This window comes from Pseudonocardia hydrocarbonoxydans (assembly GCF_006539565.1).
Taxonomy (GTDB): domain Bacteria; phylum Actinomycetota; class Actinomycetes; order Mycobacteriales; family Pseudonocardiaceae; genus Pseudonocardia; species Pseudonocardia hydrocarbonoxydans.
Genome location: NZ_BJNG01000039.1, coordinates 23,769 through 38,609, shown reverse-complemented (window position 1 = coordinate 38,609; position 14,841 = coordinate 23,769). Strand labels below are relative to the sequence as shown.

The following is a 14,841-nucleotide window of genomic DNA, read 5'->3' as shown; positions in this document are numbered from 1 at the left end:
CTCAGCCGATGAACCCGCGGCCGGTGTAGGCCTCCCCCACCAGCGTGGGCAGGCGGGTCCAGCCGTTGCGCCGCTCGGTGCCGACGGTGAGGTCGAACCGGCCGGTCGGGTGGTCGTAGACCACGCGGTCGACGTGCCCCCAGCCGAGCGTGGCGACGCCGCCGGGCAGCTCGGAGGGCAGCTCGACGAACCGGGCGGTGCGGTCGATCCCCACCAGGGTGCCGCCGTTGGGGGCGAAGAAGGCGTTGTCCTCGATCGCCTCCTCCAGCCCGTCGCCCGCGCGCAGGCGGTAGGCGGGGGGCTCGGCGAGGCCGTCGCGGACCTCGATCTGGTCGGCGCACGGCCAGAACACCGCGGAGACCTGGTCGGCGAAGACCGGTGCACCGGCCGTCAGCTCGGCGGCGGGGCGGGACACGGCGAGGCGGGGGGCGGAGACGCCGAGCCAGGTGTCGTCACCGGCGAGGGTGTCGCGGGCGACGGCCCGCACCTCGGCCGGCCGCGCGGGCAGCTCCCCCAGTGCGACGGTGCGGTCGACCCAGTCGGGCTGCAGCCCGGCCGGGTCGAGCACGACCGGGGTGACGTCGCCGTCGAGGCGGAACTCCAGCGCGATCTCCTGGCCCGCGCGCAGGTCGCCGGTGGACGCGACGACCACCGCGTCGTCGGGCCCGCCGGCGGGCACCGGGTACCAGGGCGTGGCGACCGAGCCGGTGCCCGTCCCGTCGGCGACGTCGGTGTGCCAGCTCCCCCCGTCGACGGCGGCGCGTTCGGGCGGCGTGCCCGCCACGGCGTCGCCGGTGAGGTCGGCGGTACCGGACGGGGCGCCGAGCGTGACGCCGGTGTCGTCCAGGACGGTGACGGCGTCGGCGAACCCGCAGCCGCCCGCCAGGTTGGTGCTCGCCACCGACGCGCCGGGCGCCTGCCGCAGCGGCGCGAGTGTGAACGCGGCCAGCAGCAGCGCCACCCCACCCGCCACGGCGACGCCGAGCACCGCGCGGTCCGGGGTGAGCCCGCGGCGGGCGACGTACAGCGCCACCCCGGCGACGGCGAGCCACAGCAGCGGGTTGCGCAGCTCCAGCGGGCCGATGCCGGGCGTCGTCGCGCTGATCGCGACCGGGGTGGAGAGGTCGGCGTGGTTGCCGAAGGGCTGGCCCCAGTCGGCGAAGGGGCGCCACAGGTTGGGCCCGGCGAAGCTCACCGCGGCGGCACCCACCGCGGCGAGTGCCGCGATCGCGGTGGGTCCGGTCCCGGCCCGGCGCGGGATCGGGGTGCGCAGCAGCGCGACGGCGAGCAGCACGGTGGCCGGGGCGGCGACGGCGCCGAAGTGGTTGACCCACTTGGTGGGGGTGAGCGCCATCGATGCCAGCGCCAGCACCGTGACCAGCGACGACGAGGCCAGCAGCCGGGCGCTCGGCCCGCCGGCCCCGCGGGTGCGCCCGACGGCGAGCAGCCCCAGGACGAGCACCGCGAGCGTGAACAGCACCGGCAGCCGCTTGCCCCAGGCGCCCTGGTCGGTCTGCCCGAGCAGTGCGGCGTAGTGGACGAACTCGTCGTACCAGGGGTGCTGGCGGTAGTACCAGCGGTGCACGGAGACCGACTCCAGCACGTCGCCGAGGGTCGCGTCGGCGAACCCGACGGGCACCACGACCGAGGCGGACGCGAGCGCGAGCAGCCCGGCGGCCGTCCGCTCCACGACGGACGCGCCACGCAGCCACCGCCACAGCCAGGGCAGCGCGACCACCAGCGGCGCGACGGCGACGAGCGCGGTCGGCGACACCGTCATCGCCAGCGCGGCGAGCGCGGTGGCCGCGGCGAGCGCCCCGATCGACTCCCGCCGCCGGGCCAGCTCGACGAGCAGCAGCACCGCGGCGCTGAGCACGACGATCGCGGTCTCCGGGCGCAGCGTGATGCCGTAGGCGCAGAACCACAGCAGGTGCGCCCCGGCCAGCGCCCACGGCACCGCCCGGACCCGCGGCAGGACCGTGGCCAGCAGCACGCGCAGCAGCACGTAGGTCGCGAGCCCGTAGGCCAGCGGCAGCATGCGCAGCCACAGCAGGTTCCAGCCACCCAGCTGCCCCCACGCCTGCATCGCGTACTGCGAGAGCACGAACGGGTTCTCGGTGACGTTGAACTGGTAGATGTAGTTCCCGACGTACCCCGATGCCCCTGCCGCGCGGGCCATCAGCGCGTACCAGGAGTCGTCGATGTTGACGGGGCCGAGCACCGCCCACGCGGCCGACACGACCAGCACCACGGCGTCGGCCGGGGACGGGCTCGGCCGACGCAGGCCCGGACCGCGGCCGGGCCACGCCCGCCACGCGACGACCAGCAGGGCCAGCAGCGCGAGCCCGTGCGCCACCAGCAGCGCGGTCTTGAGCGGCGTCGGCGACGACTGGTAGCGGGCGTCGGTGTGGATCTCCACCGCGAGCCCGTCCCCGGTCGCCGACGTCTCCAGCACCGCCACCTGTGGCGGGAGCAGGCCGGGCCGGTCGGCGACCACCGCACCGTCGCGCAGCACCCGGGTGCCCGCGGCGTCGGCCTCGACGGTGTAGGCGCAGCCGGCCGCCACCGGAGCGTCGAGCAGCCGCTGTCCCGACGAGTCGATCGTGACCCGCCCGTCCGCCGAGGCCACGACCAGCCCGGAGCCGAGCGTGGCGTCGACGTCGGCGGGCAGGGTCCGCAGGATCTCGCCCTGCCCGCACGGGACGTCGGCCCGCAGCTCCAGGGGCCGGTACGGCGAGAGCGGCACGACCGTCGACACCGGCGCCTCCCCGGCGCGCGGCCAGGTGAGGACGGGGTCGTCGGCGTCGACCGGGGCGAGGACGGCCCCGATCCCCAGCAGACCGGTGAGCAGAGCCAGGGCGATGACCAGGCGGGTCACTTCTCGAAGACGTTGCGTCCCCAGGCCTCACGACTGGTCAGCTCGGGCAGGGCGTCGCGGTAGCGCTGCCGCAGCTCCGGCCACACCCGCGCGACCTCGCGCACCTGCGCCACCGACTGCCTCATCATCGCCCGGAACAGCGCCGGGTCGCGGCGGCGGAAGGTGACGCCGCGGCCGTCGGGGGTGGAGACGGTGGCCGAGTCCAGGCGCGAGAGCACGAACCACTGCGCCTGCTTCGACGGGACGTTGCGCTGCGGCACCACCCGGTGCGCCGGGTTCACCGGGCGCAGGTTGTGCAGCACGCTCTTGACCAGGCCCTTCGCGATCGCGATCTTCTGCGTCGGCGGCTCGGGGAAGGCCTGGGCGGCCAGGGCGTCGAGCTCGGAGAGCGGCACCTCGGTGGCCGAGTCGAGGGGGCGCCCGTCGTCGAACTCGGCGCGCCTGGCCCGGATCTCCCCGAGGATCACCGGCAGCTTCGGGAACAGCTGCTCCGGCCCGGCGAGGAAGTCGCGCAGCGCCATCTCCTGCAGCGCCATGGCCGAGTACTCCATGAGCATGAGGTGCCGCAGCGACCGCTTGACGGTGTCGATCAGCATCGCGCGCGGGTTGTCGGGACCGTGCAGCGCGGCGGCGACGAACCGGTTGCGGTAGTGGAAGTAGGCCTGCCAGTCGCTGGTGTCGTCCTTCTCCAGGAACGACATGTGCCAGATCGCGATGCCCGGCACGGTCGCCGTCCGGTAGCCCTTCGCGCGGGCGCGCAGGCCGTACTCGGCGTCGTCCCACTTGATGAACAGCGGCAGCGGCAGGCCCAGGTCCTCGGCGACGGCGCGCGGGATCAGGCACATCCACCAGGCGTTGTAGTCGACGTCGGTGCGCCGGTGCAGCCACGGCGTCTGGCGCAGCGTCTTCTCGGCGAGGTCGTGGTGCGGCTCGGTGCCCGGGGCGTTGCGCCACAGGAAGGCGTTGCGGTCGACGACCTCGCCCATCGTCGAGAGCTGGCTGCGCGCCTGCAGCGACAGCATCTGCCCGCCGACGAGCATCGGCTCGCGGCTGTAGCGGGAGAACGCGACGGCGCGGAGCACCGAGTCGGGCTCGAGCAGGATGTCGTCGTCCATGTAGAGGATCTGCTCGCAGTCGGTGGACCCGAGCGCCTCGTACATGATCCGCGCGTAGCCGCCGGAGCCGCCGAGGTTGGGCTGGTCGATGATCCGCAGCTTGTCGCCGAGCTTCGCGGCGACGGCGTCGAACCCGGCCTCGTCGCGGACCTTCTTCGTGCCCTGGTCGGGGATGATCACCGCGACGACGGCGTCGAGCACCGCGGGGTCCTCGGCGATCGCGTTGAGGGTGGCCACGCAGTCGGCGGGCCGGTTGAACGTCGGCATCCCGATCGTGACGGCCGCGGGCGTCGCGGACTCCTGCGCGGCGTACCAGCCGCCCGACTGCAGCGTGAGCTCGCCGGAGTCGGTGGTGAGGTCGAACCAGTACCAGCCGCCGTCCTCGAACGGGCGCAGGTCCAGTTCCATGTCCAGGTCGAGCCGGCCGTCGACGACCTGCCCGCCCACGAAGATCTGCGAGCCGTCGGCCTTGGTGCGGTAGACGTCGACGCGGCCCGAGCCCGTCAGCGTCAGGCGCAGGTGCACCTCGGTGAGGCTCGACCAGTGCCGCCAGTAACCCGCCGCGAACGCGTTGAAGTAGGCGCCGAAGGACACCTCGCTCTGCTCGGGGACCAGCGCCGAGGTGCGCGAGAGGACCCGCAGACGCCGGGCCGTGGCGGCCGTGCCGACCAGCGTGACCTCGCGCAGCGGCATCCCCGGCAGCGGCGGCGGCGTCGTCAGGCGCAGGCCGGTGCGCTCGTCGAGGTAGAGCGAGCGGACGGCGATCGGGTCACCGGAACGCGGCAGGATCACCCGCTGCAACAGCCCGCCGGGCGCGGTGGCCCCCTCCGGGGCTGCGGCGGCGGACGGGGCGGCGGTGGTCGTCAAAGCGGGTTCCTCGCGGGTCGGGGGCGTGCGCGGCCTGCGACCGAGGGTAGCGGCGTGGCCCGGGTCACCCCGACCTGCCCGTGGCCGCCCGTCGACGGCCCCCGGCAGCCGGGAGACGGGTCCTCCCGAAACGCCTCCGCCCGCCCCGTCCACCCGGTAGCGTCGCGGCCATGACGACGTCCGGGGGCATGGCCCGCAAGGTCCAGCAGCTCGACAACGACGTCCAGGCGATCTACGAGATGCTGGCCGACATCCAGGCCACCCAGAAGCGCCAGCACAACCGGCTCGAGGAGATCGCCGCGACCCAGGACGGGCACTCCGAGGTCCTCGCCAGCCACACCGACGTGTTGGCCGGACACACCGACGTGTTGGCCGGACACACCGCAGCACTCGCCGACCACACCGCGACACTCGCCGACCACGGCACCAAGCTCGACCGCATCATCGCGCTGCTCGAACAACGCTGACCGGCCCATGCGTGCGCATCATGCGCACTGGCAACGTCGCATTCTGCTTATTAGGCTTGCCGCATGGTGGTCACGAGGAGCGCCGCGACCTCGGTGTCGGATCTGCTGTCCACGTTCCGGCTCGTGCTGCTCGGCGGCGCCCGCCAGACCGGGAAGACGACGCTGGTCCGCGAGTTGCTCGGCCTGCCCGCCACCGCGCGGCTCAGCCTCGACGACCCGGCGACGTTGCGCCGGGCCCTGGACGATCCGACCGGCCTCCTCGAGGCACTGCCCCGACCGGCGGCCATCGACGAGTTCCAGCGTGGCGGCGCGGGGCTCCTGCTCGCCGTGAAGCAGGCGGCCGACCTCGACGACCGCCGCGGACAGCTCCTGCTCACCGGATCGGCGAACTACCTGGCCGACCGCTCGGTGTCGGAGACCCTGGCCGGACGGGTCGGCCGGCTGGTGCTGTGGCCGTTGTCGACCGGCGAGCGCCGCGGGGTGCGCGAGACCTTCGTCGACCACCTGCTGCACACGGCGGGCTGGCCCCCACCCACACCCGAGCCGGTCGGACGCTCGGAGCTCGTCGAGATGATCCTGGCGGGCGGCTATCCGGAGGTCGTCACCCAGGACCTCCGCGGGCGGTCCCGACGGGCCTGGTTCGACGGATACGTGCAGGACGTCGTGCCCGCGAGGCGCTCCGGCCCATGGCCGAGGTCCGGCTGGAGAACGAGCTGCGCACCGTACTGCGCCTGCTGGCGGCCCGGACGTCGGGCGAGCTCGTCGTCTCCGGGTTGGCGCAGGAAGCCGACCTGAACCGGGCGACGACCTCCACCTACGTCGGGCTCCTGCAGGCGCTCTATCTCGTCACCTCGCTGCCGGCCTGGTCGACGAACCACACGACTCGGGCCAAGCGCCGGAGCAAGTCCGTGCTCGTCGACAGCGGGCTCGCCGCCGACCTGGTCGGGGCGGGCGAAGCCGACTTCGCCGCCACGGCCGACGGTCGGATCGCGGACGCCCTGTTCGAGACCTTCGTGATCACCGAGGTGTGCAAGCAGGCCGGCTGGAGCGAGCGGGCGGTGGATCTGCACCACTTCCGCGACCGGGACGGCGCCGAGATCGACCTGATCGTCGCCGACCGCCGGACCGGGCAGTTCGCCGGTGTGGAGATCAAGCTGACGTCGACCCCGACGGCCCGGCACGCCCGCACACTCGCCACATTCCGGGACGTCCACCCGGACCGCTTCACGGTGGGCATCGTGCTGCACGCGGGTCAGCGCGTGCTGCCGTTGGGCGACCGGCTCTGGGCCGTCCCGGTGGGCACGCTCTGGCGCGCCGACCCCGCGCCCTGATCAGTCCTCGGCAGACTCCGTGCCGGCCAGTGCCTTGCCGTCGGTGAAGTACGGGGCGATGCGGTTGTCGAACATGCTCAGCGCCGAACCGATGGCCATGTGCATGTCGAGGTACTTGTAGGTGCCCAGACGCCCGCCGAACAGCACGTTGGCGTTCGCGGTCTCCTTGCGGGCCAGCTCGCGGTAGCGCAGCAGCTTGGCGCGGTCGTCGGGGGTGTTCACCGGGTAGTACGGCTCGTCGCCCGGCTCGGCGAAGCGCGAGAACTCGCGGACGATCACCGTCTTGTCGGTGGGGTAGTCGCGCTCGGGGTGGAAGTGCCGGAACTCCAGGATGCGGGTGTAGGGCACCTCCTCGTCGTTGTAGTTGACGACGGTCGTGCCCTGGAAGTCGCCGCAGTCGTCGAGGACCTCCTGCTCGAAGTCCAGCGTGCGCCAGGACAGGGCGCCCTCGGAGTTGCCGAAGTAGGCGTCGAGCGGGCCGGTGTAGACGGTCGGGGTGCCGGCCGGGATCTCGTCGCGGACGTCGAAGTAGTCGACGTCGGTGCGCACCTCGATGTTCGGGTGGTCGGCCATCCTCGTCAGCCAGGCGGTGTAGCCGTCGACGGGCAGGCCCTCGAAGGTGTCGTTGAAGTAGCGGTTGTCGAAGGTGTAGCGCACCGGCAGCCGGGAGATGATCGACGCGTCGAGCTGCGTGGGGTCGGTCTGCCACTGCTTGGCGGTGTAGCCCTTGACGAACGCCTCGTAGAGCGGGCGCCCGACCAGCGAGATCCCCTTCTCCTCGAGATTCTTCGCGTCCTTCGTGTCGATCTCGCCCGCCTGCTCGGCGATCAGCGCCCGCGCCTCGGTGGGGCTGTGCGACTTCCCGAAGAACTGGTTGATCAGAGCCAGGTTCATCGGGAACGCGTAGACCTGGTCGGCCACCTTCGCGAACACGCGGTGCTGGTAGCCGGTGAAGGCGGTGAAGCGGTTGCAGTACTCCCACACCCGCGCGTTGGACGTGTGGAACAGGTGCGCGCCGTAGCGGTGGACCTCGATCCCGGTCTCCGGCTCGCGCTCGGAGTAGGCGTTGCCGCCCAGGTGGGAGCGCCGCTCCAGCACCAGCACCCGCTTGTCCAGCTCGGTCGCCACCCGCTCGGCGATGGTGAGGCCGAAGAAGCCCGAGCCGACGATCACGAGGTCGTAGTCCGTGTAGCTCACGGCGGCCACGGTAGCGGCGTCGTCAGTGAGCGCACGAGGCGCGGGGGGAACGAGGTCCAGCGGCTTCACGCCGAGCAGGCTTGATAACGCGGCAAGGTGAGCACGAAGCGCGGTGCCTGCGTTTGAGAGAGTCCGGCCCGAATCGGGAGGGCCGTTCGTCAGTCACAGATCGAGGCGGCAAGAAAGCTGCCGAAGGCGACCGACCACTCGATGCCCACCGTCACGTCGGCGGTCCGGGATGGGTTCGTTCTTCGGAAAGGGACACGGCCAAGGTCCCGACGCAAGTTCGCCCAGCTCCGTCGCTAACCTGGCGACGCCCCCATCCGATGAGCGAGTGGAGCCGTACATGCCGGTCACTGTGCTGGCGCTCTACGCCAGCTTGATCATGGTCCCGGGGGCGGTGCTGGCGTTGGCGCTCGGCCTACGCGGATGGCTGCTGGTCGCCGCGGCGCCACTGCTGACGTATGGCCTCGTCGGCGCTGCAGGCTCGACGCTTCCCCTAGCGGGCGTGCTGTGGACACCTATGGTCTTTCTCATCGTGACAGCCGCTGGTGCAGCCGTGGTGCTCGTTGTTCGGGTGGCAGCAAGCCGCTCCGGGCGTGTCCGGAGCGAAGGCGCCCCGGCACTAACCGCATGGGGGGTAGTCCCGCATCTCGGGACAGCTCTATGCGCTGCGACTGCGGCCGGGGTAGGCATCGCAGTGGCGGCAACAGCAACCCGCGACTTCGCGGCGGTGCCGCAGGTCTGGGACTCGGTATTCCACTCCAACGCGATCCGATACATCGCGGACAGCGGCGAATCCGATCCGGCTGCGCTGCGCAACCTGAACGATCCCGTAACGACGTCCTACTACTACCCGAACGCTTTCCACGTGGTTGCCGCGACTGTCGTAATGATCACCAGCGTTCCGGTGCCGATGGTGGTGGACCTCTCCGTCGCCCTATTCCCGGGGATACTGGCAGTCGGCATGGTCGCGCTGGTTCGGTACGGAGGCGGCAGGCCAGCGCTGGCCGCCTCGGCCGCGCTGCTGTCCTGCGCTTTCACAGCGTTCCCATACGACCTACTGCCGTGGGGCACGTTGCTTCCGTTCATCACCGCCGTCGCACTGCTACCAGCCTTCCTCGCGGTGCTGGCCGCGATGCTGTCGTGGCGCGACGGCATCGCGATCGCCATGCCTATAGTTCTGGGGGTCGGCGGGATTGGGCTGCTGGCACTGCACCCCAGCGGCGCAGTGGCAGCCGCGCTGATGTCGATAGCAATGCTCGTACAACGCTGGCTCGCGCAGCGGCCGGGCCTGGGCGAGCTGCGTTCGCTCGGTTTAACTGCCATCGCCGCCGTCGTGCTCGGCACCCCCCTCCTCCTCGCCTCAGCCCGAGCCGCATCTGGACCACCGTTTGACTGGCCGGCGAACCTGACCCCCGCGAATGCAGCTGGCCAGCTCTTCTTCCTCTCCCACGACCAACCCTTTCCGCAGTACTGGCTGATCGGACTGCTGGTCATCGGCCTGCTAGCTCGTCGGGCTATACGCCCATTCCTGTGGTTCGTCGCTGCGGGCGCATTGTTCGCTGCCCTGTTCGTCATGACCGCTGCCTACGAGAATGACGTCGTAGCGCTCCTCACAAGGCCGTGGTGGAACGACCGATGGCGGTTTGCCGCGCTCTGGACCCTCCCTGCGATCCTGCTCGCTGCAAGCGGCATGGTCGCCGTCCGCGACGGGATGTGGGCCCTGCTCGAGCGTGTCTCACCACGTGTGAACGAGGGCAAGGTCGGCCTGCTCCTTTCCTCGACAGTGCTCGCCGCGGTGCTCGCACTGGTCGCCGGCCTCAGCGACGGTCTGTACATGAGCCGCAACACCGACCGCCTGGCGCAGGGATTCACGGACGGACCTACAGTCAGCACGCTCGAGGAGCAGGCCTACGACGAGCTGGCTCAGATCGTGACGCCCGGGACGTTCGTGATGAATGACCCCTACGACGGCTCTGCGATGATGTGGGCACTTGACGACGTGCGTCCCGTGTTCGCCTCGCCAGTGATTGCACTGCAGGAGCTGCCGACCATGGACCCTGAGCGGCGCACCCTCTTCACCTCCTTTAACCAGATCGACGTCAACCTCGGGGTGCAGCGCGCGGCGGCCGACTTCGGCATCGAATACGTCGTCCTCGGGGAAGGTCTGATCGCACCCGCTGGCGACCACGCGCCGGGGATGCTCGGGCTGGAGGACGTTCGGGCGCTGGAACTCGTCTACGATAATCCTGACGCACGCATCTATCGCATCCGTTGGGAAGATCTGACGGCGGTGGTCCGCGGGTGACTGGTCAAGTCGGACGTCGTCCGAACCCGTCATCAGGCCCGCGGCGCCACAGCAAGACGGCGGTGCAGGTGGCGGGTAGCCAGATCGCCCTAGCCGCGTCGAACTACTTGGTGCTGGCCATTGCTGCCCGCCACCTCGACGCAGCCGGCGTTGCCGTGCTCAGCTCCTACTATCTGTTGATCAATACGGTCGGCCGGGGTCTGTTTGCCGCCGTCGAGCTCGAGACCACCCGGGCCGTGGCTGCCGCACTTGCCGCGGGTCGCGACGACGGCGCGGCGCGGTCGGCTGCGCTCTCCGACACCGGGCTGCTGTTGGCTGGCGCGCTGATACTGCTCGGGGTGAGCTCGCCACTGCTGCTCGCGGTCACCGGCTCTGGGACCGCGACGGTCGCACTCCTCGCGGTCGGCGCGGTGGCCATGGCCGCCTCTTACCTTCTGCGCGGCCCACTCGCCGGCGCAGGTCGCTACAGCCGGTATGCCGCGACATTCTGGATCGAGGCGGGCGTGGGCCTGGCCGCGGCGGGCGCGCTTGTGCTGCTGAACAGCACCTCCTCCTCTGCCTGGATCGCAGTACTCGCACTCGCGCCACTGGTCTCCGCCGCCGTGCTGGTGCGGCCCGGGGTTCGCGGCGGCGGCTCCTTGAGCGCTGATCCTGGCCGTCGACGGACGACGGTGCTGTGGTCAGCGGCTCTGCTGCTGGCAGGTCAGGGTCTGTGGAACCTCGCGCCAGTGCTGGTCACCGCACGGCTGGCCACCGACCCTGAGGTTGCGACCGGATTCTTCTACGTTGCGGTTCTGCTGCGCGCCCCGGTGTTGCTCTTTCCCGCGGTGCAAGCACTGCTCCTGCCAGCGTTCACCACCATGACAGGCACCGGGAACTACTCCGCTGTGCGTACGACGTCGCGGCGGCTCGGCCTCGTTATCGCGGGCGGCGGCGTGGTGTGGATCATGATTGCGGTCCTTGTCGTGCCCACGATGGCTCACCTGGTGTTCGCCGCCACGACTGTTCCACCCACCTGGGTGCTGGTCGTGCTGGCGCTGTCCACCGTGGCCGGTGCCGCGGCACAGATCGGCCAGACCCACCTCCTGGCGCTTGGACGCGCGGCGGAGGCGGCCTCGGGGTGGATCCTGGGGCTGACCGTTCTGATCGCCGTCGGGCTACTGGCCGCACCTCCGATCGCAGCCGCGTCCTTGGGCCAACTCGTCGGCGCCGGAGCCGTACTGGTACTCCTGTCCCTCGTGCGCCGTCGATCCCCCGCAGTCCCGTGACGCCCCCCGAGCCAAACGTTGGTGTAGTCGTGCTCGCCTGGCATGCCGAGCCCTACCTGCGCGACTGCGTGCGCGCCGTCTTGGACAGCACTGGGCTGGCTCTGCAAGTGATACTGGTCGACAACGACTGTCGACCCGAAGATCTTGCGAAAGTACCCGACGATCCGCGTGTCACGATCCTTCGACCGGGCCGCAATACCGGCTTCGCGGGCGGATGCAACCTCGGCGTCGCCGCTCTAGACACAGAATTTGTCGCCCTCGTGAACTCAGACTGCGTGGTCGCACCGGATGCACTGGCGTTGCTCGTTGCCGAAGCCGAACGTCCTGGCGTCGGGCCGGTGATGGCGGGCGTCCGACTGGCCGAGCCGCCACACCTGATCAACAGCGCGGGAAATCCTGTGCACCTTGTCGGATTGTCCTGGGCCGGGGAGATGGGCACTGCCGAGAAGCGCACTGAACCATTCGACGTCACCGGAGCGAGCGGGGCCTGTCTGCTCGTCAAGCGCGCCATATGGAATCGGCTCGGCGGGTTCGACGAGGAGTACTTCGCTTACCTTGAGGACACCGAGCTGTCTCTGCGGTCGTGGCGCACGGGACTATCCGTGCGCTGTGTTCCTTCGGCGGAGGCGTTTCACCACTACGAGTTCTCTCGCAACGGGTTGAAGATGCACCTCCTGGAGCGCAACCGGCTGATGCTGCTCTCCACCGTCTGGCCGGCTCGGGGGCTGATGTTGCTTGCCCCGATGCTGTTGGCCTGCGAGATGCTGCTGTTCGCGTACGCCATTGCGTCCGGGTGGGGCGGCGGAAAGTTGCGCGGCTACGTCTGGCTTTGGCGTCATCGCGACCACCTGAAGACGCGGCGTAGGCATCTGCAGGCCGAACGGACTGTGCCCGACGCAGTGTGGATGGCCCGGCTGACTCCCGCACTGGACCCGACGGCGATCGGTCCGGCGCCGCTCACCCGCGTAGCCAACGTGGCTTTCCGGGCGTACTGGTCAGCCGCCCGGCGACTGCTCGGACGGTTCTGACTCGTCGTAGTCAGCTCGGTCGCGCTCCAAAGCGTCGAGCCGCAGCTTCGCAGCACCAACCTCTTCGGCGAGCCGCCGCGACTGCTCCTCCAAAAGCCCGACTTCACGAGAGAGCTGTAGCGAAACCGCGAAGAGGATCACGACGGAGGAGAAGAACAGCAGATTCGACGGGGTCTGGATGCCGACTAGGTTCGCGACCCCGCTCAGCACACCTGGGAAGAACGCGACGATCACCGTGCTGATGGAGATGACCACCCAGATCACGGCGTACTTCTCGCGTAGCCGCCTGCGCCGCAGCAGTTCGACGACAAGGATCAGCGCGGCAAGCGCGACGACGACCGAGACGATCGTCAGGCGCGGGCTGGGCATCTAGAAGTCCTGGCTACGCGGGGTACGTCGGACCAACGCCAGCCCGACCGCGACGACTACACGCATCAGATACACCGCCGATCGCAACGGGTTAGTACTCGCTGTGCCGGTTTCGCGGGCACGCATAGCCACTGGAACCTGAGTGATCGACAACCCGGCCCGATGCGCGATGACCAGCGCCTCGACCGTGTCACCGAGGTACTCCTCCGGATAGTGTTCGGCGAACAGCGCGATGGCCTGACGGTTCACCAAGCGAAATCCAGACGTCGGGTCCTTGACCGCGGTACCGACGATGCCCGACAACGTCACCGAAAGAAGTCGCATCGCCCAGCGTCGGGGCCCGCGCACCGCGTAGTCGCCCCGGCCCGCGAACCGTGAGCCGATCACCACATCGGCAGTGCCCGACCGACAGACTTCCAGCAGCCCCGCGATCTCGCTTGCGTCGTGTTGGCCGTCGGCATCGACCTGGACGACGTAGCAGTAACCGGACTCCCGTGCGTAGCGGTATGCCGCTCGCATCGCCCCGCCGACTCCGAGGTTGAAGGGCAGGCTCATCACGAGAGCCCCGGCCTGGGCGGCGCGGGCCGCCGTTGCATCGGTGGATCCATCATCGACTACGAGGACGCTGGCGCCGGGCTGCGCCCGGCGCACCTCGTGCACCACACGAGCAACGCTTTCCTGCTCGTTCAGGGCGGGGAGAACGACGAGAAGGTCACGGGCAGGCGCCGGGAGCAGACCGGGACCGGTGGCGCCCTGGACGTTCTCCGTTGTCATGCCGCCGGTACCACCGCGACGGTGACGAACTCGTTGTAGGTAAACACGCGGCCGGTCAGACGAGGCAAGGGGAATGAGTACTGCCGCTGTGGCACTAGGCCCAACTCATCGACGATTCCCGCCAAAGCGGACTGGTCCATGAACACGGTGTGGGTGGGGTCGGACGCGAAACCGCGCTCCTGGGGGCAGATCAGGACAACGACTGCGCCAGGCTCAAGGAATGGCAGGTAGCCGCGCAGCACCTCGGCGCCAGCGCCGACGGGTAGATGCTCCAACAGGTGCGCGGCCAGCATCCCGGAGTAGCGTTCGCGGTCCTTACGGGCGAGAAATTCCTCGACGGTGAACGCCGTCAGACCCGCGTCACGACACACCTGCACTGACGTCGGGTTGTGGTCGACCCCGACACTCCCCACTGGCAGGTTCACAAGGTTGCGTCCGATACCGCAGCCAACGTCGAGTGTCGGACGACCGCCGAGCAGTCGGTTCAGGTTCCACCGATAGGGAGCCTGTACGTCGAGCGCACGCTTCCACCCGGCACCGGACCTGGTCTTCAACCGCTTGGTGTAGGCCGCCGCCGCGGTATCGCCGTCTGCCACCCAGCCACAGTACCGGTCAGAGGCGCACGTCCTGCTCCGACCCGCCTACCGTGCGCAGCAGGTGAGGTGACCCGTTGTGACGGTGGGACACTCTGGCCCCGTGAAGGTGATGGAGACGTCGATCCCCGGTCTGCTGCACGTCGAGCTGGTCCTGCACACCGACGACCGCGGCTGGTTCAAGGAGTCCTACCAGCGCGCGAAGCTGGAGGCAGCGGGCTTCCCCCCGTTCGAACCGGTGCAGAACAACGTGTCCTACAACGCCGACGTGGGCGTCACCCGCGGCATCCACGCCGAGCCGTGGGACAAGTACATCTCCCTGGTCAACGGCCGGGCGTTCGCGGCGATCGTCGACCTGCGGGCCGGGGAGTCGTTCGGTCGCGTCGAGACGTTCGACCTGCACCCGGGCAACGCGATCTTCGTGCCGCGCGGCTGCGGCAACAGCTACCAGACCCTCACCCCGGACGTCGTCTACACCTATCTGGTCAACGAGCACTGGTCGCCGGACGCGCGGTACACGCTGATCCAGGCGTTCGACCCGGCGCTGGGCATCGACTGGCCGATCGGGCCGCAGGACGCGATCCGCTCCGCCAAGGACGTCGGCCACCCGGCGCTCGCCGAGCTCGACACGGCGGGAGCCTGA

The 14,841-nt window shown here is 70.2% G+C and carries 13 protein-coding genes; 7 read left to right on the top strand and 6 right to left on the bottom strand.

Annotated features, from left to right (window positions below; genetic code table 11):
- Position 1: 1 nt before the first annotated feature.
- Together PHY01_RS21485 and PHY01_RS21480 are read right to left on the bottom strand one after the other, a co-directional pair.
- Entirely contained in the window at positions 2–2,878 is a 2,877-nt protein-coding gene (locus tag PHY01_RS21485; protein WP_141281214.1) for an arabinosyltransferase domain-containing protein, read from the bottom strand.
- Positions 2,875–4,860 (bottom strand): glycosyltransferase, encoded by a 1,986-nt coding sequence (locus PHY01_RS21480; protein WP_141281212.1) that lies wholly within the window; start codon positions 4,858–4,860, stop codon positions 2,875–2,877. The genes PHY01_RS21485 and PHY01_RS21480 overlap by 4 nt, the downstream gene beginning before the upstream one ends.
- A gap of 170 nt (positions 4,861–5,030) precedes the next feature.
- On the opposite strand from PHY01_RS21480, the gene PHY01_RS21475 reads away from it, so the two are divergent.
- The 3 genes from PHY01_RS21475 (at position 5,031) to PHY01_RS21465 (ending at position 6,658) form a co-directional block, all read left to right on the top strand.
- Positions 5,031–5,327, top strand: coding sequence for a hypothetical protein (locus PHY01_RS21475; RefSeq protein WP_246086053.1), 297 nt, complete (start codon positions 5,031–5,033; stop codon positions 5,325–5,327).
- A gap of 63 nt (positions 5,328–5,390) precedes the next feature.
- On the top strand, positions 5,391–6,122 hold the full coding sequence (locus tag PHY01_RS21470; protein WP_141281210.1) for an ATP-binding protein: 732 nt from the start codon (positions 5,391–5,393) through the stop codon (positions 6,120–6,122).
- Positions 6,014–6,658 (top strand): ATP-binding protein, encoded by a 645-nt coding sequence (locus PHY01_RS21465; RefSeq protein ID WP_141281208.1) that lies wholly within the window; start codon positions 6,014–6,016, stop codon positions 6,656–6,658. Before PHY01_RS21470 ends, PHY01_RS21465 begins: the two co-directional genes overlap by 109 nt.
- Here the strand turns inward: PHY01_RS21465 and glf are convergent, their stop codons facing one another.
- Positions 6,659–7,855 carry a UDP-galactopyranose mutase gene (gene glf, locus PHY01_RS21460; RefSeq protein WP_174824147.1) on the bottom strand — a complete coding sequence of 399 codons (1,197 nt, stop codon included), beginning with the start codon at positions 7,853–7,855 and terminating at the stop codon, positions 6,659–6,661. It abuts the gene before it with no gap.
- Between the two features lie 334 nt (positions 7,856–8,189).
- Here glf and PHY01_RS21455 point away from each other — a divergent pair, with 334 nt between their 5' ends.
- The 3 genes from PHY01_RS21455 (at position 8,190) to PHY01_RS21450 (ending at position 12,462) form a co-directional block, all read left to right on the top strand.
- Entirely contained in the window at positions 8,190–10,166 is a 1,977-nt protein-coding gene (locus PHY01_RS21455) for a DUF6541 family protein (RefSeq protein WP_141281206.1), read from the top strand.
- A 62-nt stretch (positions 10,167–10,228) separates the two neighbouring features.
- Entirely contained in the window at positions 10,229–11,434 is a 1,206-nt protein-coding gene (locus PHY01_RS26680; RefSeq protein ID WP_170183920.1) for a hypothetical protein, read from the top strand.
- The gene (locus PHY01_RS21450) at positions 11,431–12,462 is read left to right on the top strand and encodes a glycosyltransferase family 2 protein (protein WP_281283688.1); all 1,032 of its coding nucleotides are present in this window, start codon (positions 11,431–11,433) and stop codon (positions 12,460–12,462) included. Before PHY01_RS26680 ends, PHY01_RS21450 begins: the two co-directional genes overlap by 4 nt.
- Here the strand turns inward: PHY01_RS21450 and PHY01_RS21445 are convergent.
- From PHY01_RS21445 to PHY01_RS21435, 3 genes are read right to left on the bottom strand one after another with little or no spacing between them, the layout of a single operon-like run.
- Entirely contained in the window at positions 12,430–12,831 is a 402-nt protein-coding gene (locus PHY01_RS21445) for a DUF2304 domain-containing protein (protein ID WP_141281202.1), read from the bottom strand. The two genes, PHY01_RS21450 and PHY01_RS21445, sit on opposite strands and share 33 nt — an antisense overlap.
- Complete coding sequence (locus PHY01_RS21440; RefSeq protein WP_141281200.1) at positions 12,832–13,605, bottom strand: glycosyltransferase family 2 protein; 774 nt, start codon at positions 13,603–13,605, stop codon at positions 12,832–12,834.
- A complete protein-coding gene (locus PHY01_RS21435; RefSeq protein ID WP_141281198.1) occupies positions 13,602–14,201 on the bottom strand; it encodes a class I SAM-dependent methyltransferase in 600 nt (199 codons plus the stop codon). Before PHY01_RS21435 ends, PHY01_RS21440 begins: the two co-directional genes overlap by 4 nt.
- 109 nt (positions 14,202–14,310) lie before the next feature.
- Between PHY01_RS21435 and PHY01_RS27780 the strand changes: the two genes are divergently transcribed.
- Positions 14,311–14,841 carry a dTDP-4-dehydrorhamnose 3,5-epimerase family protein gene (locus tag PHY01_RS27780; RefSeq protein ID WP_246086060.1) on the top strand — a complete coding sequence of 177 codons (531 nt, stop codon included), beginning with the start codon at positions 14,311–14,313 and terminating at the stop codon, positions 14,839–14,841.

Excerpts from the sequence above, each read along its gene's own strand:
- PHY01_RS21475 (WP_246086053.1), top strand. The coding sequence starts at position 5,031 with ATGACGACGTCCGGGGGCATGGCCCGCAAGGTCCAGCAGCTCGACAAC.
- PHY01_RS21465 (WP_141281208.1), top strand. The coding sequence starts at position 6,014 with ATGGCCGAGGTCCGGCTGGAGAACGAGCTGCGCACCGTACTGCGCCTG.
- PHY01_RS27780 (WP_246086060.1), top strand. The coding sequence starts at position 14,311 with ATGGAGACGTCGATCCCCGGTCTGCTGCACGTCGAGCTGGTCCTGCAC.
- PHY01_RS21445 (WP_141281202.1), bottom strand. The coding sequence starts at position 12,831 with ATGCCCAGCCCGCGCCTGACGATCGTCTCGGTCGTCGTCGCGCTTGCC.
- PHY01_RS21440 (WP_141281200.1), bottom strand. The coding sequence starts at position 13,605 with ATGACAACGGAGAACGTCCAGGGCGCCACCGGTCCCGGTCTGCTCCCG.
- PHY01_RS21470 (WP_141281210.1), top strand. The coding sequence starts at position 5,391 with ATGGTGGTCACGAGGAGCGCCGCGACCTCGGTGTCGGATCTGCTGTCC.